This window comes from Exiguobacterium sp. JMULE1 (genome assembly GCF_013337175.1).
GTDB lineage: Bacteria > Bacillota > Bacilli > Exiguobacteriales > Exiguobacteriaceae > Exiguobacterium_A > Exiguobacterium_A indicum.
This window is the reverse complement of the sequence record NZ_SGWC01000002.1, coordinates 2,771,516-2,792,557: the sequence shown is the minus strand read 5'-3', so window position 1 is coordinate 2,792,557 and position 21,042 is coordinate 2,771,516. Positions and strand designations below refer to the sequence as shown.

26 protein-coding genes are annotated in these 21,042 nt (G+C 49.8%); 13 read left to right on the top strand and 13 right to left on the bottom strand.

Features of this window, described 5'->3' with window-relative positions; translation table 11 throughout:
• Positions 1-68: 68 nt before the first annotated feature.
• On the top strand, positions 69-509 hold the full coding sequence (locus EXW93_RS14640; protein ID WP_174316686.1) for a hypothetical protein: 441 nt from the start codon (positions 69-71) through the stop codon (positions 507-509).
• 71 nt (positions 510-580) lie between these two features.
• Here the strand turns inward: EXW93_RS14640 and EXW93_RS14635 are convergent, their stop codons facing one another.
• The 4 genes from EXW93_RS14635 to EXW93_RS14620 form a co-directional block, all read right to left on the bottom strand.
• Positions 581-1,093 carry a PCYCGC motif-containing (lipo)protein gene (locus EXW93_RS14635; protein ID WP_174316685.1) on the bottom strand — a complete coding sequence of 171 codons (513 nt, stop codon included), beginning with the start codon at positions 1,091-1,093 and terminating at the stop codon, positions 581-583.
• 76 nt (positions 1,094-1,169) lie between these two features.
• Positions 1,170-2,087 carry a metal ABC transporter substrate-binding protein gene (locus EXW93_RS14630; RefSeq protein WP_174316684.1) on the bottom strand — a complete coding sequence of 306 codons (918 nt, stop codon included), beginning with the start codon at positions 2,085-2,087 and terminating at the stop codon, positions 1,170-1,172.
• Positions 2,084-2,929, bottom strand: a complete 846-nt coding sequence (locus EXW93_RS14625) for a metal ABC transporter permease (protein ID WP_174316683.1) — start codon at positions 2,927-2,929, stop codon at positions 2,084-2,086. Before EXW93_RS14625 ends, EXW93_RS14630 begins: the two co-directional genes overlap by 4 nt.
• Positions 2,926-3,663: a metal ABC transporter ATP-binding protein gene (locus EXW93_RS14620; protein ID WP_174316682.1), complete on the bottom strand. Its 738-nt coding sequence runs from the start codon at positions 3,661-3,663 to the stop codon at positions 2,926-2,928. The genes EXW93_RS14625 and EXW93_RS14620 overlap by 4 nt, the downstream gene beginning before the upstream one ends.
• A 230-nt stretch (positions 3,664-3,893) precedes the next feature.
• Here EXW93_RS14620 and mgtE point away from each other — a divergent pair, with 230 nt between their 5' ends.
• Positions 3,894-5,246 carry a magnesium transporter gene (mgtE, locus tag EXW93_RS14615; protein WP_254606220.1) on the top strand — a complete coding sequence of 451 codons (1,353 nt, stop codon included), beginning with the start codon at positions 3,894-3,896 and terminating at the stop codon, positions 5,244-5,246.
• 53 nt (positions 5,247-5,299) lie between these two features.
• On the opposite strand, the gene EXW93_RS14610 is transcribed toward mgtE, so the two are convergent.
• The 4 genes from EXW93_RS14610 to EXW93_RS14595 all read right to left on the bottom strand — a co-directional run bounded on the left by EXW93_RS14610 (position 5,300) and on the right by EXW93_RS14595 (position 8,799).
• On the bottom strand, positions 5,300-5,950 hold the full coding sequence (locus tag EXW93_RS14610; RefSeq protein WP_174316680.1) for a hypothetical protein: 651 nt from the start codon (positions 5,948-5,950) through the stop codon (positions 5,300-5,302).
• A gap of 13 nt (positions 5,951-5,963) precedes the next feature.
• Positions 5,964-6,293 (bottom strand): potassium channel family protein, encoded by a 330-nt coding sequence (locus tag EXW93_RS14605; RefSeq protein WP_023469572.1) that lies wholly within the window; start codon positions 6,291-6,293, stop codon positions 5,964-5,966.
• 12 nt (positions 6,294-6,305) lie between these two features.
• The gene (locus EXW93_RS14600; RefSeq protein WP_174316679.1) at positions 6,306-7,871 is read right to left on the bottom strand and encodes a sensor domain-containing diguanylate cyclase; all 1,566 of its coding nucleotides are present in this window, start codon (positions 7,869-7,871) and stop codon (positions 6,306-6,308) included.
• A 94-nt stretch (positions 7,872-7,965) separates the two neighbouring features.
• Entirely contained in the window at positions 7,966-8,799 is an 834-nt protein-coding gene (locus tag EXW93_RS14595; protein ID WP_023469570.1) for an SDR family oxidoreductase, read from the bottom strand.
• 126 nt (positions 8,800-8,925) lie between these two features.
• Here EXW93_RS14595 and EXW93_RS14590 point away from each other — a divergent pair, with 126 nt between their 5' ends.
• The 4 genes from EXW93_RS14590 to EXW93_RS14580 all read left to right on the top strand — a co-directional run bounded on the left by EXW93_RS14590 (position 8,926) and on the right by EXW93_RS14580 (position 11,187).
• Positions 8,926-9,681 carry a DeoR/GlpR family DNA-binding transcription regulator gene (locus EXW93_RS14590; RefSeq protein WP_174316678.1) on the top strand — a complete coding sequence of 252 codons (756 nt, stop codon included), beginning with the start codon at positions 8,926-8,928 and terminating at the stop codon, positions 9,679-9,681.
• Positions 9,678-9,974 (top strand): Gfo/Idh/MocA family oxidoreductase, encoded by a 297-nt coding sequence (locus tag EXW93_RS16540; RefSeq protein WP_254606219.1) that lies wholly within the window; start codon positions 9,678-9,680, stop codon positions 9,972-9,974. Before EXW93_RS14590 ends, EXW93_RS16540 begins: the two co-directional genes overlap by 4 nt.
• Positions 9,975-10,090: 116 nt before the next feature.
• Positions 10,091-10,729, top strand: a complete 639-nt coding sequence (locus EXW93_RS16535) for a Gfo/Idh/MocA family oxidoreductase (RefSeq protein ID WP_254606218.1) — start codon at positions 10,091-10,093, stop codon at positions 10,727-10,729.
• Entirely contained in the window at positions 10,717-11,187 is a 471-nt protein-coding gene (locus tag EXW93_RS14580) for a heme-degrading domain-containing protein (protein WP_174316677.1), read from the top strand. The genes EXW93_RS16535 and EXW93_RS14580 overlap by 13 nt, the downstream gene beginning before the upstream one ends.
• A 392-nt stretch (positions 11,188-11,579) precedes the next feature.
• Here EXW93_RS14580 and EXW93_RS14575 read toward each other — a convergent pair whose 3' ends face one another.
• The 4 genes from EXW93_RS14575 to EXW93_RS14560 form a co-directional block, all read right to left on the bottom strand.
• Positions 11,580-12,059: a DMT family transporter gene (locus EXW93_RS14575; protein WP_035395771.1), complete on the bottom strand. Its 480-nt coding sequence runs from the start codon at positions 12,057-12,059 to the stop codon at positions 11,580-11,582.
• A gap of 12 nt (positions 12,060-12,071) precedes the next feature.
• Positions 12,072-12,500, bottom strand: coding sequence for a DMT family transporter (locus EXW93_RS14570; protein WP_023469565.1), 429 nt, complete (start codon positions 12,498-12,500; stop codon positions 12,072-12,074).
• A 65-nt stretch (positions 12,501-12,565) separates the two neighbouring features.
• A complete protein-coding gene (locus EXW93_RS14565) occupies positions 12,566-12,883 on the bottom strand; it encodes an ArsR/SmtB family transcription factor (protein WP_023469564.1) in 318 nt (105 codons plus the stop codon).
• Positions 12,884-12,928: 45 nt separating this feature from the next.
• Positions 12,929-13,372, bottom strand: coding sequence for a GNAT family N-acetyltransferase (locus EXW93_RS14560; protein ID WP_174316676.1), 444 nt, complete (start codon positions 13,370-13,372; stop codon positions 12,929-12,931).
• A 170-nt stretch (positions 13,373-13,542) separates the two neighbouring features.
• Between EXW93_RS14560 and rpoE the strand changes: the two genes are divergently transcribed.
• The 7 genes from rpoE to EXW93_RS14525 all read left to right on the top strand — a co-directional run bounded on the left by rpoE (position 13,543) and on the right by EXW93_RS14525 (position 20,332).
• Entirely contained in the window at positions 13,543-14,067 is a 525-nt protein-coding gene (rpoE, locus tag EXW93_RS14555) for a DNA-directed RNA polymerase subunit delta (RefSeq protein ID WP_023469562.1), read from the top strand.
• 270 nt (positions 14,068-14,337) lie between these two features.
• Complete coding sequence (locus tag EXW93_RS14550; RefSeq protein ID WP_023469561.1) at positions 14,338-15,933, top strand: CTP synthase; 1,596 nt, start codon at positions 14,338-14,340, stop codon at positions 15,931-15,933.
• Positions 15,934-16,065: 132 nt separating this feature from the next.
• On the top strand, positions 16,066-16,773 hold the full coding sequence (locus tag EXW93_RS14545; RefSeq protein ID WP_023469560.1) for a GntR family transcriptional regulator: 708 nt from the start codon (positions 16,066-16,068) through the stop codon (positions 16,771-16,773).
• A 152-nt stretch (positions 16,774-16,925) separates the two neighbouring features.
• A complete protein-coding gene (locus tag EXW93_RS14540; RefSeq protein ID WP_174316675.1) occupies positions 16,926-17,270 on the top strand; it encodes a PTS lactose/cellobiose transporter subunit IIA in 345 nt (114 codons plus the stop codon).
• Positions 17,270-17,578, top strand: a complete 309-nt coding sequence (locus EXW93_RS14535) for a PTS sugar transporter subunit IIB (protein ID WP_055969344.1) — start codon at positions 17,270-17,272, stop codon at positions 17,576-17,578. Before EXW93_RS14540 ends, EXW93_RS14535 begins: the two co-directional genes overlap by 1 nt.
• Positions 17,579-17,590: 12 nt before the next feature.
• Positions 17,591-18,997: a GH1 family beta-glucosidase gene (locus EXW93_RS14530; protein WP_174316785.1), complete on the top strand. Its 1,407-nt coding sequence runs from the start codon at positions 17,591-17,593 to the stop codon at positions 18,995-18,997.
• A 12-nt stretch (positions 18,998-19,009) separates the two neighbouring features.
• Entirely contained in the window at positions 19,010-20,332 is a 1,323-nt protein-coding gene (locus EXW93_RS14525) for a PTS sugar transporter subunit IIC (protein WP_023469556.1), read from the top strand.
• A 136-nt stretch (positions 20,333-20,468) separates the two neighbouring features.
• On the opposite strand, the gene EXW93_RS14520 is transcribed toward EXW93_RS14525, so the two are convergent.
• A complete protein-coding gene (locus tag EXW93_RS14520; RefSeq protein ID WP_035395788.1) occupies positions 20,469-20,978 on the bottom strand; it encodes a DUF2529 family protein in 510 nt (169 codons plus the stop codon).
• Between the last annotated feature and the right edge of the window lie 64 nt (positions 20,979-21,042).

Here is a 21,042-nt window from a genome sequence, read left to right as displayed (position 1 = left end):
TAAGAATGCTGGATAGATATGGTAGCATATGAGAGTAGCTATCAACTTTTGAGAAGGAGCGATTTTGTATGTATGACGTCATCTCTCTACCGGCAGGACCGACTCAAGTCACGATTGAACGTTACCTCGTCCATGCGCATCCGCACCCACGTCCATATCGACCCGCGCGTTTGATTGCCTTGCGTCAAAGTGGTGGCGTCATGCATCGATTGTATCGCACGGAGCGGGAAATCGTGCTCTCTCCGCACGAGGCACTTGCCCCACAAGTCCAGCGGCTCTCGTTCTCGCAACAGGAGCGTGTCCTTGCGTATATCGAAGAACGGCGCGCAAGCTTCGGTTTTGATGAAGGGGAGGAATACAAATTTTACTTACTCGAAGTAGCATACGAACTCCGTCACCTGCCACGAACGGATCGACCGATTCGGGCACATACGTACTATCAACTGGATGAGCTGTTGTCGGGTCGACCGCTCGTTTTGCGTGCTAGAAGTCAAAAGCGCTCCACATGAGACAGAAAAAAAGAACATAAAAAAGCAGTCCGCCTTTCCTGACGTTCATCGCGAGGAGGGCGGACTGTTTTTTAGAGTGCCGGAGTTGGCGTCGGTGTGACACCGGTCTTTTTATAAGCTTGATCGATGGCAGTCCGGATTTCCTTGACGGAGCTACCTTTTTGATAAGCGACAATCGACTGTGCTGCGATATCAAGACAGGTGCCGCACGTAATGCCGTGCGTCGTCCAGGTCGTGGAAGTAGCGGTCTGCTCTTCGATGAAGCAGTCATAGTTGCTTGTATGACCAGCAGATTCACCGCAACCACAATAACAAGGCATCTTCTTCAAGAGATCAGGATGTTTAGCGACGGAGCGGTAAATCGTCTGGATCGACTCATCCTGTTCGTTCAGAAAAGCGGGTAACGTGTCTGGTCCCGCGGTCTTCTCGAGTTGATCACCAGCACCGTGGCTGGCATGGTCAGCATGATCTCCGTGATTCGTCTGTTCTGTCTTCGGAGCACCCGTTTGATCAGCTGTTCCGCATGCAGCGAGCAACAGGCTGATACTAAGGGGAAAGGCGTAACGATATAGTCCTGTTTGCATAATGTGCCTCTCTTTCATCGTCTTGCCTTCATTATAAGGAAAGACGTATCGAGAAGGCGTGACGATTTGTTGACGCTTACTTGGCGAGTGCTTCCGTGATCGTCTCGATGTTTGCTTGCATCATGCTGTAGTAAGTGTCGCCATCCTTACCCGGTGCACCGAGTGAGTCAGTGAAGAGAGTACCACCGATCGGAACACCAGTCTCCCTTGAGACGGTTTCCATGCTCCGCCGATCGACGCTCGTTTCGACGAACAGGACAGGGATATCTTGCTCCTTGATCGTATCGACGATCCGGCGGACTTGAGCCGGAGTTCCTTGATTATCTGAGTTGATCTCCCAAATATAATCCGCTTTGACGTCATAGGCAGTTCCGAAGTATTTGAAGGCTCCTTCGCTCGTGACGAGATGACGTTCTGCTTTCGGAATAGCGGCAAACTGCTTTTTCGCTTCCTGATCAAGCGTCTGCAATTTTTTAATATAGGCATCGGCATTTTTTTCGTAGTCGGCTTTGTGCTTCGGATCTTCCTTGATTAATGCCTGCTTGACGTTTTCGACGTAGCGAATCCCATTGCTTATATCGAGCCACGCATGCGGATCAGTCTCCGATTCTTTGCCCTTCGTCGTCAGGTATTTCGGTTCGACGCCTTTGCTTAAACGATAGACTGGTGCGTCAGACGCGTCTTTGCCAGTCGTTGCCCGGAGTTTATCGAACCACGCACCGCCGGCTTCCAGGTTCAACCCGTTGTAGAAGACGACGTCAGCATCTGCCATCGCTTGTACGTCTGCTGGAAGTGGATCATACTCGTGCGGGTTTGCCCCGATCTTGACCATGCTGTGGACATCGACATGTTCACCACCGACCTTACGTGCGAGGTCAGCGAGAATCGAATACGTCGCAACGACCTTTAGCTTCCCGTTATCTTCTGCTGGTGTCGAACAAGCAGCAAGCAAGACCGTGCTGAGGAGGACGAACAGAATGAGTTTTAATTTCATACAGTAGACTCCTTTCGTTTCCGGTGACGCATCAGACCGTGACGTGGTGAGAAGACGAAGACGAGGGCGAACAGCGTCGTCGCGACGAGGACGATCGATGCACCGGAAGATAGATTATAGGTAAAGCTGAAATACAGTCCGATGATGGCGGACAACGTACCGAAGCCTCCCGCTAGGAACAGCATCCGTGAGAGGCGGTTCGTCAGTAAATACGCGGTCGCTGCCGGTGTGATCAGCATCGCGACGACGAGGATGATGCCGACGGTCTGAAGTGAAGCGACGGTGACGAGTGTTAGTAACGTCATCAGTCCGTAATGAATCCAACGCGTCGATAGTCCATAGGCTTGCGCCATCGTCGGATCAAACGAGCTGATCAGCAACTCTTTGTAGAACAAGAAAATTCCGCCAAGGACGATCAGTCCGATGATGACGGTCATCCACATGTCGCTCGGACGGACCGCGAGGACGTTGCCGAACAAGATGTGATAGAGATCGCTACTGCTACGTAAGAACGAAATCAGGATGATCCCGAGGGCGAAGGCGGATGTGAACATGATTCCGATTGCCGTATCGTTCTTGATGCGACTGTTCTGGCTAACGAAACCGATTCCGAGCGCTGTCACGAGACCCGTCACGACAGCACCGATCAGGAAGTTGATCCCGAGTAGGTAGGAAATCGCAACACCGGGTAAAACGGCGTGCGAGATTGCATCCCCCATCAACGACATCCCGCGAAGGATGATGAAACAGCCGATCACACCACAGATGATGCCGACCATGATGGCGGTGATCATCGCTTTTTGTAAGAACTCATACTGAAGTAATGCCTCAATGAACGTCATCCTTGTCCCTCCTTGCGTCGTTCGAATAAAGGTAAGCCATACGCTGGTTCGAGCCATTCCGGTGTCAAGATATCAGCCGGTGGACCGACAGCGATCAGTTGTTTGTTCAACAGCATCAATGTGTCGAAGTAGTCCTCTGCTTTATGCAAATCATGGTGGACGACGACAATCGTCCGTCCTTCGGCTCGAAGGGTCCGTAAGAGCTCGATGATCATCTGCTCACTCGCGACATCGATGCCGACGAACGGTTCGTCCAGCAATAGTAGCTCTGCTTCTTGGGCAAGGGCACGCGCTAGAAAGACCCGTTGTTGCTGTCCGCCTGACAGTTCACCGATTTGGCGTTCAGCATGATCGGACATACCGACGCGTTCGAGACAATCCATGGCGAACGCTTTTTGTGCTTTCGATGGTCGTTTGAATAAGCCGAGCTTCGGATAACAGCCCATCAACACGACGTCCTGCACACGAACCGGAAAGTCCCAATCAATTGCACTTCGTTGCGGGACGTATGCGACGCGTGACCGGACGTCTTCGAGTGATTGGTCAAGCACGCGTAACTGCTCGATCCGAGCCGGGATCAAACCGAGGACGGCTTTTAAGAATGTGGATTTACCAGCGCCGTTCGGTCCGATGATGCCAATCAACGAAGCGACCGGGAGGCGAACGGACACTCCGTCGAGTGCATGGGTATCAAAATAAGAGACGGTGAGACAATCAACGTCAAGGGCGTACATGAATAATCACTCCTTTGATTTTGTGGTATATAGAAGAAAAGTTTCCTTAGGGCAAAAAATAGGGTAAAAATTTTAACTCCAATCACTGGAAAAAGATTCGGTCTACAAATAATGTTTCCTTAAGGCAAACTTTAAAGCCATAGGAAACAGATGTCAACTGTTTTTCGATATCGATTGCGAATCAACTCGTGCTAAGATGAAAAAGCAGAATCGTAATGGGGGTGAGGAGATTGCGTCAGACAGCAGAACAACAATGGAAGTGGCTATTGCTCGATGCGCTCGCGAAAGAAAAACGAGAGCAAGCACAGCAAGTCATCGAAGAGGTCTATCCGTATGATATCGCGCAAGTGTATGAAGAGTTGGGCGAAGACGATCAGGCACGACTCCTCGACTATCTGGATCACGAGCGATTGGCGGATGTCCTCGAGGAGCTCGAAGGGGAGCAACGTCTCGCCGTCTTACGTCGTTTAGACGTCGAGCGTGCCGGGCACGTCCTCGATTTAATGGAGAACGATGACGTCGCGGATTTACTCGAGGAACTGGGACCGGAAGAGACTGACCGCTTGCTTGGAAGCATGCGGACGGACGAGGCTCTGATCGTCCGCAATCTCTTGACGTATCCACCGGAAACGGCAGGGCGCTTGATGACGAACCGGTTCATCTGGGTCGGAGAGGATTTCACGGTCGGTGAGACAGTCGAGAAGATGCGCGACTACATCGAATATTCGGAGACGATCAACTATGTCTACGTCGTCAATCAACTCAGTGAACTCGTTGGTGTCATCTCATACCGGGATGTCATCTTAGCTGAAAACACGGAACGAATTAGTGACGTCATGGAGACGAAGGTGATTCGGGTAGCGGCAGAGACCGATCAGGAAGAGGTCGCGCAACTGTTCGAACGCTATGATCTCGTCTCGTTACCCGTCGTCGAGGGCGACATTCTCGTTGGATTGATCACGGTCGATGATGCGCTTGACGTCTTACGGGAAGAAGCAAACGAAGACATCGAGAAACTCTCGGCATCCGGTAAATCGATTGATTTCGAGACGAAGCCGTGGATTGCTGCGACCCGTCGTTTACCGTGGCTCGTCTTGCTACTGTTCATCGGGCTCGTCTCTGGATCAATCATCAGTCAGTTCGAAGAGACGCTCTCAAAAGTCGTCGCGCTCGCCTTCTTCATGCCGATGATTGCCGGGATGACCGGAAATACCGGTACTCAATCGCTCGCGGTCGTCGTCCGCGGATTGATCACGCGTGAAGTCGATAAGCGGGTCGCGACTCGATTAATCCTGCGAGAACTCTGGGTTGGTTTAATCATTGGTATCATTTGTGGTATCTTGATCGCCGTCATCGCCTACGTCTGGCAAGGGAGTGCCGTCTTAGGACTTGTAGTCGGCAGTTCGCTCGTCATCACGTTGATCTTTGGGACACTTGCTGGAACGATCATTCCGCTCATCTTACATCGTCTAAGGATTGACCCGGCGATTGCATCCGGACCATTGATCACGACGTTGAACGATATCTTATCGCTCCTCGTCTACTTCGGGATTGCAACGGCATTCATTAGCCGCTTGATGTAAAAAAACCGAACCGATTCATCTTCGTCAAGAGGAAGGGAATCGGTTCGGTTTTTTCATGTGTGATCATTCGTCGTGCGAATCCAGATCGCGAGTGGACCAACGTCGTCAAAGCCGGCTTCAAGCGCTGTGATCAGGTGATCGCCATACTCGTAACCGACGAGCGATTGACCGGGAAAATGTGCTGAACTCAAACGTGCGATATCATCCCATAAGCGTTCGTCGAGGTAATCGGAATTGACGTACGTCAGTCCGGTCGTCACTTGATTCGAGTAGGCGATGCAACTTGCTTGTTGCGCCTCCGAATAGAAGAATCGGACAGCGGGATGTTGCCATAACGTTGTGGGCAACTCCGGTGTTGCCTGGATCGACTGGAAGCGAGCGAACTGATCGAGATCCGTCACGACGGACCAATCGACGGGAAGAGCACGGCGATCGAGTATGGCAGGGCGGGTCATCCATTCCGCTGTGAACAGATGACTGAGACCGGCACTCGAGAAATCATAGCTTGCCGTGCAGTCCTTGATACTGTAGGCATCCGTGACACCAATTCGCTGATGGGGAAGCCGGACCATAAGTTCCGGATAATAGCTTGGTACGTTTCCTTGAGCGTGCCAGGTCGAATCAGTTTCTGTCACCCGGCAACCGGCTGATTCACAGACGAGGCGACACCAATCGAAATTATTTTGGATGGCAGCTTGGCGCATGGATCATTCCCCCTTATTCATCCTCCGGTTGTTTAATCAGGACATACGATAACGTGGCAATCAGTGTTAAGAACAGCCCGCAGCCAATCGTGATGTATGCCATCGTAAAGACCTTACCGAGCGTCGTCGTCGGAACGAACGTTGGATGCCCAACCGTACTTAATGTCGTGATACAAAAGTAAAGTGCATCCACTATCGACAGGTTTTCTTCCGTGCTATAGAAGATCGTACCGGAAACGAGTGTCAACAGGCAGAGAATCAATAGACCACGAAAGTAAGATAAGTGAAAGGCGCGGCGCAATCCCTTGAATAAGCGTGAAAAAATCGTCAGTACAGAAATCATGGAATCTCTCCTTTAGGATCGTTGCGTCGAGTCCATCGTATCATGAATGAAATAATCGTTCTTTCCGGCATGTTTGACACGATACATCGCTTGGTCAGCATGCTGAATCAGCGTGTCGAGATCGACGCCATGATTGGGTGAGTAACTGAGTCCGATGCTCGTTCGGATTTCGATGGTTTCTTCAGCGAACCGGTAAGGGTTGTCTTGCAAGTACGTCAACAGGTCTGCGGCATAAGTATGGAGCGTAGCGACAGACGGATGACGATAGAGTAAGAAGAATTCGTCGCCACCGACACGGGCAGCGAATCCATTCTGTTCCGCATGGTGTTCTAGTAGGCGAGCGATATGAATCAAGAAGGCGTCACCGATTTGATGTCCATACGTATCGTTGATGGCTTTGAAACCATCGAGGTCGACGACGATGATCGCCGCGTGATCAAGTTCGAGTAACTCTTGCGCTGCACGTTCATAAAAGCTCCGGCGATTCGCAATCTTCGTCAACGGATCGTGGTAGGCGAAGAAACGAATCGTCTGCTCCGCTTCCTTGAAGGACTGGATATCACGAATCAACAGCATCCCGTGCAGCTCTTGTTCGATGAAGACGAAATCGGCATCCATGACGACGTAGCGTTCTTGTTGTTGTGCTGTCAAAATCTTCGTCTCGAATTCATTGAACTTACGTTGCGATAAAAAGTGCGTCATATAATGCAGCGACCAATCGGCTTGTTTTTTATCCGGCAAGTAGGTCGAAAACGTACATGCCGTTAAGTCATCGGTCTCAAACAGCCGATGAGCGGCTGGGTTGGCACTCTCGATTCGTCCATCCCGGTCGAGCAGCAGGATTGCAGAAGGATTCAAATTGTAGAGCGTCGCGAAACGCTTCTGATAGGACGCGAGATAATCGAATCGGCGCATTGCGATTGCCAGTGCTCCTGCCCAGAACAAACCGCCATACATATAGGCATACGGTGGCATGATGCCGTAGAACGACCAGTAGCCGAAGACGATATCCCACGCGAGAACGAGAATCGCGACACTGAGTAAGACATTGATAATGCCACGACGCGCATCTTTCAAGTGTGTCCGTGCGTACACGAGCAGACCGATGACGAGGAGATGGAAGATGTTCCCGACCGTCATCGTCACTAGATATTGTGTGTTGAATTCAGGGTAGATGAACTGTCCGACCTGTGTGAATTGCTGACTGTTGATGACGTTCGTCTGGAAGACGTATGTCGTCAACACGACGCCCATCGGCAGATAGAAGATCCATGGGTACAGTAAGCGTGGCATTCGTTTCCACAAATTCGAGACGCGAAAGATGAAGTGGAGCGATGTACTGAAGACGATCAGACCAGCATTTCCGAACCAGTAGGTCACGAATGCCGGACTAAACTCGATCGGGGAGGCATTCCGGAAAAATTCACCAAGGAACAACATCCCGTAAGCGAACGTGAATAAGCTAAGCAGTCGGTGTTGCGGACGTGATGGATTGCGTAAAAATATATCAATCGACATGTAGGACATGATGAAGGTCGGAATCAGATAGACGATCGTAAAAAGAAACAAGGATGGCATGGCGTTCCGCCCTTCTAGATAATTTTTAGGTAGATAGTCTCAGTATAGTGGGCGAAGATTACTTAGGCGGATTGAAATTTCAAAAAAAGGGAAATCAGTCGAGATTTAATGTCAGCCGTCGTATTTTGGCGATCCCTTCGAGACCTGACGGATCATGATGTGTCTTATGGGCGACGAAATGTTCATCGGCTTCTGTCGTCCGGATCCGTAACGGACGTTCGTCACGGTGGACGACCTCGAAGATCACCTCAGCCAGAGCTTCTGCCGATTGGCGATCGGCATGTCGCGTCCGATACGTCTGCAAATAGGCCGTGATGATCGGTTTGAAGTCGTCTTCGTGTAAGCCGCCCGTCCGTTCGAGTTGATCGAGCACAGTTGCGGTAAAGTTCGTCTCGACGGCGGCTGGTTCAATCAGGGTGACGTCGATGTTGAAGTACGGTTTATAGTAGGTCGCAAGACTTTCGAACAGCCCTTCGATCGCAAACTTACTGGCACAATACAGTTCATTCATCGGTTGACCGACGAGACCACTGACGCTTGAAGTCGCAAGTAAGTGACTACCGTCCGGTGCTTGTTTGAGTAAGGGGAGACAAGCTTCGATCGTTCGGATGACACCGAAGACGTTCGTTTCGAAGAGTTGCTTGATTTCATAACTCGTCGCTTGACCGAGTGCGCGCAGCAAACCATGACCGGCATTACAGAACACGACGTCGAGATGATCGACTTCTTGTTCAATTTGACGAACGGCTGCTTTCACGCTTGTTTCATCCGTCACATCGAGCGGCAAGAAGGTAAGCGTCGGTAATGACACGGTCATTTCGTCTGGACTCCGGACACCAGCGTAGACGAACCATCCGGCGTCTGCGAATCGCCGCGCCGTCGCAAGACCGATACCGGAAGAAGCACCCGTGATCAACATCGTTTGCATATCAATTCCTCCGTTCTGAAAATAGTTGTCTTCTATTATTTACCCGAATTATCGTTGAACTATTTGCATTAAAATTGCATATTTTAATGAAAAAACTTAATATAAAGAAAAAGGAGGCAGGAATCGATGGGGCAAATCGAACGGTTGCAACAGATGCGGGAATGGATCAAGACGAGTCCTGAAATTTCGCTCGATCAATTGATGCAGGAGTATCAGATTTCACGGGATACTGCACGTCGCGACGTCATCGCCCTCGAACAAGAAGGGGAGATCATTCGCGTTAAGAATGGATTAGTCCGCGCTGGCGGAACGCTTGCGTATGAACAGCGGACAGAGAAACCGGAAAAACGGCGGATCGGGCAGCGTGCAGCGCGTCACGTCCAAGCGAACGATCGCTTATTGCTCGACGCTGCAACGACGGTATCTGAGATGGCACGAGCACTTCCGCCTTATCCACTACAAGTCATCACGGACTCCCTCGACATCGCAGACTATGTCGGAGCTCGCACGGATATTGAGCTGTATGTCACGGGAGGACGTTTCGACCGGCATGCGCGTAGCTTAAGTGGGATCAAGACGGCAGACGACATCCTGAATTATCAAGTCGATTGTGTGTTTCTTGGAGCATGTGGATTGACGGAAGAAGGACTTTTTGCGGAACAACTCGAAGAAGCGGTCGTAAAGAAAGCGATGATTCGAAGTGCGACCCGTGTCATCGTCCTCGCAGACCATACGAAATTCAATAAGCGTTTTTTGCATAAGGTCTGTGACTGGGAGCAAATCGATGTACTCGTTACGGATCAAGTACCAGATGCAACATGGCAAGAACGACTAGATCATTATCATGTCGATCTCGACGTGACAGAGGAGGAAACAACATGAACCCGATTCAAACGACGCTCGTCGGATTCGGTTTTTCAGCGGTAACGTTCCACGTTCCGTTCTTACAGGCATTACCGGTATTTGAAGTGACACAAGTCGTCTCCAGTCGACCGGAACAGGTAGCGCGCTATTTCAGTGAGGCGACGGTCGTCGCGACACTTGCTGAAGCCTTACAGGATGAGAACACGGAGCTCGTCATCATCACGACACCAACGGCACTCCATTTCGAAATGGCAAAACAAGCGATTGAAGCAAACAAAAGCACGTCTTACTCGAAAAGCCGGCTGTCGTAACGATCGAAGAAGCACTGGCGCTGCAAACGTTAGCGAAACAACACGGCGTTCAAGTCGCCGTCTATCAAAATCGTCGCTTTGACGGTGACTTCCTGACACTTGAACAATTGATGGAAATGAACGAGATCGGCGACTGGCAAGTCATCGAATCACGCTTTGATCGCTATCGCCCGGTCGTTCGGGAACGCTGGCGGGAACAAGCGGGAAGTGGCGCCGGCATCCTGTTTGATCTCGGCTCACACTTACTCGATCAAGCACTTGCCTTATTCGGAGAACCGGATGCACTCACGGGCGACGTCTACCTGCAACGTGACGGTGCTGTCGTTGATGACGGTTTCCATGTCACGCTACATTACGGTACGCGTCGTGTCATTCTCCGTTCGACGTCCTTCATTCAAGGACCAACACCACGTTTCGAGTTTCATGCGACGCGCGGCAGTTACATTAAATACGGAATGGACCCGCAAGAAGGACGGCTTGCGAAAGGTCATCCGGTGAACGAACAGCTCGGTGAAGATGAAGTAGATTCCTACGGTTACCTTCAAATCGCTGATCAGCCAGTCGAGCGTCTCGCGACACTTCCAGGCAGTTATGCGACGTTTTATGAACAGTTGGCGGAAGGACTTCGCAGGGGACGAGTACCTGTCGATTTACGCGACGCGGAAAAAACGATGCGTTTGATTGAAGCAGTGCGCATCAGCAGTGATGAAGGACGACGCCTCTTACGAAAGGAATGGGATGCATGGAAGAATTGAAGGTGTTGCTAGCGGAAGAGGACGAACTCGTCTTGACGTCCTTGACGAATACGGAAGCGATCGGGATGGGACATGAATTGATCGGACGGGCGATGAAGGAGAACTTGTCGATCGCCGTTGAAATCAAACGGAATGGACAGTGTTTATATTACGCGGCGCTCGACGGTACGGCACCGGATCAGGAAGAGTGGATCCGCCGGAAATCGAACGTCGTCTTACGGCATGGCTATAGCTCGCTCTACATGCGTCGGTATAATGAGAGTAAACATCGCTCGTACCACTCGATGTATGCCGTTTCGCCAACTGATTATGCCGATGCTGGTGGATCGTTCCCGATCCGGATCGAAGGAGTCGGTGTCGTTGGTACGATCACCGTTTCCGGTCTATCGCAGGAAGCAGATCATCGTCTTGCGACGGAAGCGTTGCGCTTACTTAAGAGACAACAGCTGGGGCAATAAGGTATTTATAAAATACAAGTGTTGATTCTCGTGCAAGACTTCGCTTTCCGCGGGCGGAAGGCGAGCCTCCTCGCCGCATTCGCGCCTACGGGGTCTCACCCATTCCGCTTTTCCCGCAGGAGTCTTCGTCTTGCACGTTCATCAACGGATCGTTCGACACGAAAAAACCGAAATGCTGAAGTGAATATACTTCAGCATTTCGGTTTTTTATGTTCTATTTTGATAGATCATGAGAAACAGCAGGACTCACGTTGTTCACGCAACTCCTACAGGAAAAAGCGCAAGATTTTGCGCTGTCAGAGATAAACAAGACCCGGGTCGGCTGTCTGTGACAGCCGAGACTGGCTTGTCTCGCCTGAGGAAAGCGCGTGAACGAATCGTGAGGACAATCGTCACGATGCCATCGAATCAGATGAAGCGGACACGTCTTTGCGTGTGTTCCCGCGATAGACGAAGTAAAGCGCAGCAAGCATTGCAAGCAGACCAAGCAGACGTTTTCCGTCGAGCGGAACGACGACGCCACCGAACGCACCGATATGGTCGATGACCATACCTGCTGCGAGTTGACCGATGACGGTCGCGATACTAGCTGCCGTGACACCGATTTGCGGAACAGCAAGAATCGTCAGGAAGAGATAACTGACGCCGAATAGGACGGCACTGAGTTGCCAACGTGGTGCTTCAAGCAAGAGCAAGACGTTTCCTTGACCGAAGAATAGGATGGCGAGTGCGAGAATCAGCATTCCGGTAAAGAAAGTCAGGAACGTACTTTCCAGAGCCCCTGCCTTTTGACTGAAGGCACCGTTGATCGAAGACTGGGCACTCAGCATCACGCCGCCGAGTAATGTAAAACCGAGCAATAGAATATTCACGAGCGAACCTCCTTAAAAGATGAGAAATAGAGCGACGAGCATCAAAGCAGAAGCCGTCAGCTTGTCACGATTGATCGGACGTTTCGGACTACCGAGCCAGCCGTAATGTTCGATGACCATGCTGGCGATCATCTGTCCGATGATGACACTGATCATGGCGAGACCGACACCGACGAGCGGGATGCTGATGATCAAGATCGTCAAGTAGATACTACCGAGTAGACCACCGAGCAAGGTCCATTTCGGTGCGCGAAATGTATAGCCGAGTGAACCTTTTCCGAAGAAGAGGACGATCAGCCCGATGATGATCGTACCGGCGAAGAAATTATAAAAGCTACTTTCAAGTTTTCCGACGAAGTTCCCGAGCTCACCATAGATGGCCCCTTCGACACTTAAAGCGATACCCGCAAGTAACGCGAGTACGTAATACACGATTTTCAACAGAATTCATCCTTTCACGAATCTAAATATCGAGAAATGTCGATATGTAAGGCAAGGAGAACGGATCAAAGTTCTCCTTTGAGGTACGCTGCGAGCTCCTGGATTTTTTCTTCATTTCGCCGGTAATACGTCCATTTGCCGTGACGTTCGGATTCGAGCAATCCGACTTTTTGCAACATCGCAAGATATTGGGAGACGGTCGATTGAGATAAGTTCGCCTTCTCTTGGATATCTCCGACGCAAATGCCTCCCTTGTCCGACAGATTCGTCGCGAGATGGGCCGTCGGCTTATTGAAATGAGTCTCGGGATCCTTGAGCCAGCGTAAGATATCAAGACGTACCTCGTTCGATAATGCCTTGAATAGATCCACTTGATTTGTCATACGCTTAAACTAATCGATGATTCTCGATATGTCAATCCAAGACACTTAAGGTTGGACGAATGCATGCTTTAAAAGTCGATGTGTCACTTTGGTTGCCGTATACGGCTCAAAACCAAATCGTTCATAAAATGTACTGGCATCGTCCGTATAGAGCCAGAGCTCGGAATACGTCAACAGCGCTTCTGGGATGATTTTCTCAAGCAGTTGCGTACCGACACCGTGATGTCGCATTTCCGATAAGACATAGACATGACGAATCCGACCGACGTCGTTCGTGTCGGTTTGTTTCATATAACCCCCGCACGCAATGACGTGACCGGAGAGCGACAAAACGACGAACATTGCTTCTCCGTCTTCTCGATACGTTTCATTTCGGCGTTCACGTAGCATCCGTTCGATGAAGGGATAGCCTTCCTGTGTACTCTTTGATAAGATTGGTAACCAGTTGAAGTCATCAAAATCGTTGACCCGTTCGATTGTCATCTCCATCTGTCATTCCTCCTTCTTCTCCCTTGGATATTCCTTTTTCGGGAGTAGGAAAAACACGAATCGAGAATCAATTCGAGCTTTTTTTAAATAGAGACTGGATTTTTAAAAGCTGTTTTGCGTATAATGAGAAGTAATGGATTGAACGCAAATGAAAGGAAGTGGCCGTCACAATGAGCCTCAGCCGTTTAAGTAAAGAAGAGATTACTGATCTTTCGCTGATCGAATTCGTCAACGAAATGTTGCAAGAAGCTGGCGAACAGCCAATCACGTTCGATGACATCACGTCAGAAATCGAAAAGTACCATACGTTTACAGATGAAGAAGACAAGTTCGAGAAACTTGCTCAACTCTATACAGACATGAACATCGACGGAAACTTCGTCAACGTCGGAGCAAACCGTTGGTCACTCCGCGCTTGGTATCCGTTCGATAAGTCGGATGAGGATCTCGTCATCGAAGCGCGTCAACGTGGAGAACTCGATGAGTTTGAAGAAGAGTTCAACTATGATGCAGAAGAAGATGAGTTCGAGACGATCGAAGACGATCTCGATACATTCGCGAAGACAGCGGACTATGATTCAGCTGACGACAGCGAAGACGATGATACGTTCAAAAAAGTCGCAGCCATCGATGATCTCGATGATGATCTCGACGAAGAAGACTTAGAAGACTTCGAAGAAGAAGAGGAAGTCTAAGCACGATCAACCACAACTGTACAGCTGCTATTTCCCTATAGAAATGGCAGTTTTTTCGTTGACGGCTGACGAACGAGCACGGAAATTTTTCTTTGAAAAATTAGGCTTGACGAAGTTTTCCGAATGACGTAAGTTAGTCATGGGCTTCTTTAAGCAACGTGCTTATTTCAGCAAAAGTGTCTCCTATTCCAATGGGGGCACTTTTGCTTTTTTGTTTTTACCACCTCTGTATTGTTGAGATGTGAATTAGAGAAGGGAGCAATATTTAACATGACAAAGTATATTTTCGTAACAGGTGGCGTCGTATCGTCACTCGGTAAAGGGATCACCGCTGCATCGCTCGCTCGTCTCTTGAAAAACCGTGGCCTCAATGTCACGATCCAAAAATTCGATCCGTACATCAACATCGACCCAGGTACGATGAGCCCGTATCAACACGGGGAAGTGTTCGTCACGGATGATGGCGCGGAGACAGACCTTGACCTTGGTCACTACGAGCGTTTCATCGACATCAACTTGAGCCAGAACGCGAACGTCACGTCTGGACGTATCTACTCGACGATCCTCAAGAAGGAACGCCGTGGCGACTACAACGGTGGAACGGTCCAAGTCATTCCGCACATCACGAACGAAATCAAGGATCGCGTCTTCCGTGCTGGAAAAGAAACGGGCGCTGACGTCGTCATCACAGAGATTGGTGGAACAGTAGGGGATATCGAATCGCTTCCGTTCATCGAAGCCATTCGTCAGGTGAAAAACGATATCGGGAAAGAAAACGTCATGTACGTTCACTGTACGCTCGTTCCGTATCTTGCAGCGGCAGGTGAGCTCAAGACGAAACCGACACAACACAGTGTCAAAGAACTCCGTAGCTACGGTATTCAACCAGACATCATCGTCTTACGTGCGGAGCACCCAGTCCCACAAGAGATGAAAGATAAAATCGCTCTCTTCTGTGACACACGTCCGGAAGCAGTCATCGAAGCACAAGATGCATCGACACTCTATGAAGTACCACTCAACTTACAACGCCAAGGCATGGACCAACTCGTCTGTGACTACTTCAAGTTCGATACGCCAGCTGCTGACATGACGGCTTGGAAACAACTCGTTCACACAGTGACGCACCTCGAGAAGACGACGAAGATCGCACTCGTCGGAAAATACGTCGAATTGCGCGATGCGTACATTTCGGTCGCGGAAGCATTGAAACACGCTGGATTCGCCTTCAACAGTGACATCGAAATCGACTGGATCAACGCAGAAGACGTGACACGCGAAAACGTCAACGAATTACTTGGTTCAGCAGACGGAATCCTCGTTCCTGGTGGATTCGGAGAACGCGGTATCGAAGGGAAAATCGAAGCGACACGTTTCGCACGTGAGAACAACGTACCGTTCTTCGGTATCTGTCTCGGGATGCAACTCGCGACAGTCGAATTCGCACGTAACGTCCTCAACCTTGAAGGCGCACACTCAGCGGAAATCGACCCAGCGACACCATACCCGATCATCGACTTGTTGCCAGAACAAAAAGACATCGAGGACCTCGGTGGTACACTCCGTCTCGGACTCTACCCATGTAAACTCGAAGATGGAACGAAAGCACGTGCCGCGTACTCAAGCGAGCTCGTCTACGAACGTCACCGTCACCGTTATGAGTTCGGCAACGAATTCCGCGAGCAGTTCGAAGCAAACGGCATGGTCTTCTCAGGTACGAGCCCAGACGGTCGTCTCGTTGAGATCATCGAAATTCCAGAACACAAATGGTTCGTCGCGTGTCAATTCCACCCAGAATTGATCTCGCGTCCAGAACGTCCACAAGCACTTTTCCATGACTTCATCCAAGCTTCACTTGGTGAATAAGTCATGTTCAAATAGACCTGTCTTCTTCAAGAAGACGGGTTTATTTTCATTTATTCCTATCGTCAAAATACATATCTGCTATAATGGTAGCGGATTCATTCCTACAAATTTTAGATAGAGGGGGGAATATCATTGATTCCGAAGTATAAACATGTCGCTGAACAAATCGAGATCGAGATCAATGAGCACGTCTATCAACATACGAACAAACTGTTGACGGAAGACGAATACGCCCAAAAATTCGATGTCAGCCGGAACACGATCCGGAAGGCGATCGAGATTCTTGTCAATAAAGGATACGTTTACCAAGTGCAAGGGAGCGGTGTCTTCGTCCGCGATCATTATAAGAGCGATTACGTTAATCTCGAAAAGCTACAAGGATTGACGAGCGACTTCAGTGGACGGAAGGTCGAGACGCGCGTTCTCGCTTTCGAACAGACGAAGGCAGACGAAGAAGTCGCGGAACGCATGAAATGTCCGGTCGGTACACCGGTCTATTACGTCAAACGACTGCGTCTCGTCGATGATCACCCGTTTTCGATCGAAGCGTCTTATTTCCGAAAAAATCTCGTCATGTATCTCGATGAGAACATCGTTCAAAAATCGATCTATACGTATTTACGCAACGATCAAAATCTATCGATCGGATTTGCGGATCGCGTCATCTATGCCGATTACTTGAATAGCAGTGACGCCGAGTTGCTTGGATTAAAAGAGAACGATCCATCCTTACTCGTCGACAATACAGTCTATTTGACGAATGGGAAAATCTTCGACGTCTCGCGAGCGACGCATCATTTCCGCCACGTGAAGATGCTGAAGGTCTCGAATATTAAATAAGAAGGAAACACACGAAGCGAATTTCGTGTGTTTTTTTTATTTAAATTTTTTAAAAAGAAAGGGTTTACACGTTATGAAAGCGCATGCTATTATCGAACTGTAGAATTTGTACCTATGAATTTGAGTTATCCATACAACAAAGGAGAGACAGCATGACTTCTGAAACGATTGAAATTACCCCGGAAGATATTTTTGGATTGATCGCCTTGTCGGGCGACGCCAAAGCAAGCTACCACCAAGCGATGTTACTGATGCAAGAAGGTAAAGTCGAAGAGGCACAAGCGGCCGTTACAGAAGGTGACGCGACACTCAAGGATGCCCATAGCATTCAGACGAAATTCGTCACACTCGAAGCACAAGGCAAGACAGCGACGGTTGGCGTCCTGATGGTACACGCGCAGGATCACCTCATGAACACGATCCTCGTCAAGGAAATGCTCGGATATATGATGAACATGCAAAACGAAATCAACCAATTGAAGGGAATGGATCAATAATGATGAAAATCGGACTCTTTTGTGCGGCAGGTATGTCGACGAGTATGTTAGTAGAAAAAATGAAAGCGGTTGCCTCGGAGCGTGGCTTGGAAGCAGACATCGCAGCATACCCGGAATCAGAGATGGAAACGTACGTCAACGAACTCGATGTCGCTCTCCTCGGACCACAGGTGAAGTACCTTCTTTCGAAAGGGAAACAGATTTGTGAACCAAAAGGTGTACCGATCGATGTCATCAACACGATTGATTACGGCATGATGAACGGAACGAAAGTACTCGACCAAGCAATCAAACTCGCAAACAAATAAGAGGTGAAGATGATGAAAATGCCAAAAGATTTTCTATTCGGCGCTGCTTCTGCTTCTTATCAAGTAGAGGGTGCTTGGAACGTAGACGGAAAAGGCGTCTCGAACTGGGATGTCTTCTCGAAGATTCCTGGAAAGACGTTTGAAGCGACGAACGGGGATGTCGCAATCGATCATTACCACCGTTACAAAGAAGATATCGGTCTGATGGCCGAGATGGGTCTTGAATCGTATCGCTTCTCGATCTCATGGCCACGCATCTTCCCGAACGGCACAGGTGAAGTGAATGAAAAAGGACTTGAGTTCTATAACAACGTGATCGATGAGTGCCTTAAGCACGGGATCGTCCCGTTCGTGACACTCTATCACTGGGATTTACCACAAGTCCTTGAAGAACAAGGCGGCTGGCGTAGTCCTGAAACAGCAGATGCCTTCGTGCGTTTTGCGAAGACTTGTTTCGAAGCGTTCGGCGATCGTGTCCGCAACTGGATTACCTTCAACGAGACGGTCATTTTCTGTTCGCTCGGCTACTTGACGGGCGCACACCCACCCGGCATCACAGGCGATGCAAAAGCGTACTTCCAAACGACGCACAACGTCTTCGTCGCTCACGCTCGCGCAGTCGAAGCGTTCAAGGAAGCGGGATATGAAGGAGAAATCGGGATCACCCACGTCTTCAACCCGGCATTCAGCATCGATGAAGCGCCAGAGAACAAACAGGCCGAAGTACATGCGAATGAATACGCGACACACTGGTTCTATGATCCGATTTTAAAGGGTGAGTACCCAGCATATGTCGTGAAGGATTTAGAAAAGCAGGGCTTGTTGCCGGAATGGACAGAAGAAGAGCTCGATCTCTTGAAACGGATAGCACCGCTGAACGACTTCATCGGACTGAACTACTATTGTCCACAACGTGTCATGAAGAATGATTCGGCGCTCGTCATGGCAGGTGGCCGTGAAAACTCAACCGGACGTCCTGGGAACCCATCGTTCGATGGCGTCTATAAGACAGTCTTGATGGACGATAAAGTCTACACGAAGTGGGGCTGGGAAATCGCACCGGATGCCTTCCTTGAAGGAATGCGGATGCTCCAAGCACGATACGGCGATATCAAAATCTACATCACGGAGAACGGTCTCGGTGACGAGGATCCGATCGTCGGCGAAGAAATCATGGATACACCACGAATCGAGTACATCGAAAGTCATCTTCGCGCCGTCAAGCGTGCTGTCGAAGAGGGCATCAATGTCTCTGGTTATTATGCATGGTCCGTCATCGATCTACTCAGCTGGTTGAACGGATATAAAAAGCAGTACGGATTCATCTATGTCGATCATGCGAATGGTCTGGCACGGAAGAAGAAACAGTCGTTCCATTGGTACCAGGAAATCATCGCGACACGTGCTGCTGAACTATAAGGAGGAGTCGGAATGAACCGATTAGAAACCGTATTTGAAAAAGTCACTCCTGCCTTCGCACGATTCGCGAACGCCAAGCCTGTCCTTGCGATCAAGGACGGCTTCATCTTAACGATGCCGATGACGATCATCGGCTCGTTATTCCTACTGATTCTTGCGTTACCAATCCCAGGCTGGGAGAAGTTCATGACGGGCCTATTCGGTGCCGACTGGACATTACCGCTGACGCAGGTCGTCGGTGCGACGTTTGATATCCTCGCATTGATTGGTGTCTTCGGTATTGCCTACTCCTATGTAAAAAACGAGAAGATCGAAGGGGTTCCAGCCGGGATTCTCGGAATCATCGCTTTCTTGATCATCACACAATCATCCGTTCTGTCGAAGTCAGGGGAAGTCGTCACGGGTGTCGTACCGAAAGTATGGACGGGCGGACAAGGGGTCCTTGCCTCGATCGTCGTCGGACTCGTCGTTGGTTTCATCTACTCGCAGTTCATCAAGCGGGGCATCCGAATTAAGATGCCAGACGGTGTACCGCCGGGCGTTTCAAACTCGTTCTCGGCACTCATTCCGGGACTCGCAATCATTACATTGTCTGTCGTCACGTTTGCTGTCTTCCAAGCATTCGCTGACCGGACGTTCACGGAAGTCGTCTACGACGTCTTGCAAGCACCGATTCAGAACTTGACGGATACGCTCGCAGGAGCAGTCTTGATCATGATCTTGATGTCTGTCATGTGGTGGTGCGGGATTCACGGCGCAGCGATCATCATGGGAATCATGGGACCGTTGCTGACAGCGAACGCTTTACAAAACCAAGCGATCATCGACTCCGGAAAAGAACTTGTCGTCGGTGACAACGCGAAGATCGTTACGATTCAGTTCCTCGATGTCTTTACGAAGCTCGGTGGAACAGGGATTACGGTCGGATTCATCATCGCGACATTGATCGTTGCTCGCTCGGCTCACTTGAAGCAACTCGGGAAGCTATCACTTGCGCCAAGTTTGTTCAACATCAACGAACCGGTCATCTTCGGGATGCCGATCGTCTTCAACCCGATCATGTTCGTTCCGTTCGTCATCGTACCAGCGATTGCATCCTTCATGGTCTACTTCTCGATCCTCTGGGGTTGGGTCGAACCATTTAATGCGCTTCAAGTACCATGGACGACACCACCCGTCATCTCTGGCTTCTTGATCAGCGGCTGGCAGGGCGCCTTGCTCCAGCTGGCGACGATTGCGATGTCGGTCGCAATCTATCTACCGTTCGTTCGGATGCAGGATCAGCTGTCTTACGGCGAAGAACTAAAAGCACAAGAAGAACATGCTTCGGCATGATCAAAAAAGGAAGCGCGAATGGCGCTTCCTTTTTGTATACCGGTCATGAACGGTTTCGCTTTGATTCAATGAAAATCGTAAGCTTAGTGAGACGCGGACACGTATCCAGTGAGCTTTATATTATAGAAGAAAAACGTCAATCCCACTCTTCCGTCATCTCTTGTAGTTGCGTCAAGATATGCGTCAAGAGGAACGCGCAAAGGGCAAGACTCGGCAGTCCGTGACGTGAACCGTCCTCTGCCGGAAGCAATCCTTTATTGAACTTCAATGCGAGCGGAGCAATCGAACGCTCGAGCGTTTCCGTCACGTCACTGAGTGTGACGATCGCATAAGGCGTATGCCATGCGTCGTAACGGGCAAGAGAAGCGAGGAGATCCGAACGTTCCGTATCCGGCGTGAAGATTAAGACACGATCGACAGCGTGCAAGGTCTTTCGATCCTTGATCTTCGTAACGCGTTTCATCTGGTCTGGTCCTTCTGAGAGCATCGGATAGAGTCCTTCACATTCGCCGTAAGCGTCGACGTAGACCGTGCCTTCTCCGACGAGCGCTTGTGCGAGTAGACGGACGACATCGAATAGTTCGTCTTCCTGTTTTGCGAGCGTTTGCAATTTTCCGTTGAATTGTGTAGCTAAGATTTTCATCATTTTTCTTCATCCTTTCTATGTTTCTCTCAAGGACAGTATAAAGCAAGTTTTGCTTTAGTGTAGA

What these genes read in the sequence shown, in the direction of transcription:
- EXW93_RS14525 (WP_023469556.1), top strand. Translation starts at nt 19,010, where the DNA reads ATGAACCGATTAGAAACCGTATTTGAAAAAGTCACTCCTGCCTTCGCA.
- EXW93_RS16535 (WP_254606218.1), top strand. Translation starts at nt 10,091, where the DNA reads ATGAACGAGATCGGCGACTGGCAAGTCATCGAATCACGCTTTGATCGC.
- EXW93_RS14640 (WP_174316686.1), top strand. Translation starts at nt 69, where the DNA reads ATGTATGACGTCATCTCTCTACCGGCAGGACCGACTCAAGTCACGATT.
- rpoE (WP_023469562.1), top strand. Translation starts at nt 13,543, where the DNA reads ATGAGCCTCAGCCGTTTAAGTAAAGAAGAGATTACTGATCTTTCGCTG.
- EXW93_RS14590 (WP_174316678.1), top strand. Translation starts at nt 8,926, where the DNA reads ATGGGGCAAATCGAACGGTTGCAACAGATGCGGGAATGGATCAAGACG.
- EXW93_RS14540 (WP_174316675.1), top strand. Translation starts at nt 16,926, where the DNA reads ATGACTTCTGAAACGATTGAAATTACCCCGGAAGATATTTTTGGATTG.
- EXW93_RS14630 (WP_174316684.1), bottom strand. Translation starts at nt 2,087, where the DNA reads ATGAAATTAAAACTCATTCTGTTCGTCCTCCTCAGCACGGTCTTGCTT.
- EXW93_RS14565 (WP_023469564.1), bottom strand. Translation starts at nt 12,883, where the DNA reads ATGACAAATCAAGTGGATCTATTCAAGGCATTATCGAACGAGGTACGT.
- EXW93_RS14530 (WP_174316785.1), top strand. Translation starts at nt 17,591, where the DNA reads ATGAAAATGCCAAAAGATTTTCTATTCGGCGCTGCTTCTGCTTCTTAT.
- EXW93_RS14620 (WP_174316682.1), bottom strand. Translation starts at nt 3,663, where the DNA reads ATGTACGCCCTTGACGTTGATTGTCTCACCGTCTCTTATTTTGATACC.
- EXW93_RS16540 (WP_254606219.1), top strand. Translation starts at nt 9,678, where the DNA reads ATGAACCCGATTCAAACGACGCTCGTCGGATTCGGTTTTTCAGCGGTA.
- EXW93_RS14560 (WP_174316676.1), bottom strand. Translation starts at nt 13,372, where the DNA reads ATGGAGATGACAATCGAACGGGTCAACGATTTTGATGACTTCAACTGG.
- EXW93_RS14635 (WP_174316685.1), bottom strand. Translation starts at nt 1,093, where the DNA reads ATGCAAACAGGACTATATCGTTACGCCTTTCCCCTTAGTATCAGCCTG.
- EXW93_RS14600 (WP_174316679.1), bottom strand. Translation starts at nt 7,871, where the DNA reads ATGCCATCCTTGTTTCTTTTTACGATCGTCTATCTGATTCCGACCTTC.
- EXW93_RS14605 (WP_023469572.1), bottom strand. Translation starts at nt 6,293, where the DNA reads ATGATTTCTGTACTGACGATTTTTTCACGCTTATTCAAGGGATTGCGC.
- EXW93_RS14580 (WP_174316677.1), top strand. Translation starts at nt 10,717, where the DNA reads ATGGAAGAATTGAAGGTGTTGCTAGCGGAAGAGGACGAACTCGTCTTG.
- EXW93_RS14610 (WP_174316680.1), bottom strand. Translation starts at nt 5,950, where the DNA reads ATGCGCCAAGCTGCCATCCAAAATAATTTCGATTGGTGTCGCCTCGTC.
- EXW93_RS14595 (WP_023469570.1), bottom strand. Translation starts at nt 8,799, where the DNA reads ATGCAAACGATGTTGATCACGGGTGCTTCTTCCGGTATCGGTCTTGCG.
- EXW93_RS14550 (WP_023469561.1), top strand. Translation starts at nt 14,338, where the DNA reads ATGACAAAGTATATTTTCGTAACAGGTGGCGTCGTATCGTCACTCGGT.
- EXW93_RS14535 (WP_055969344.1), top strand. Translation starts at nt 17,270, where the DNA reads ATGATGAAAATCGGACTCTTTTGTGCGGCAGGTATGTCGACGAGTATG.
- EXW93_RS14520 (WP_035395788.1), bottom strand. Translation starts at nt 20,978, where the DNA reads ATGATGAAAATCTTAGCTACACAATTCAACGGAAAATTGCAAACGCTC.
- EXW93_RS14625 (WP_174316683.1), bottom strand. Translation starts at nt 2,929, where the DNA reads ATGACGTTCATTGAGGCATTACTTCAGTATGAGTTCTTACAAAAAGCG.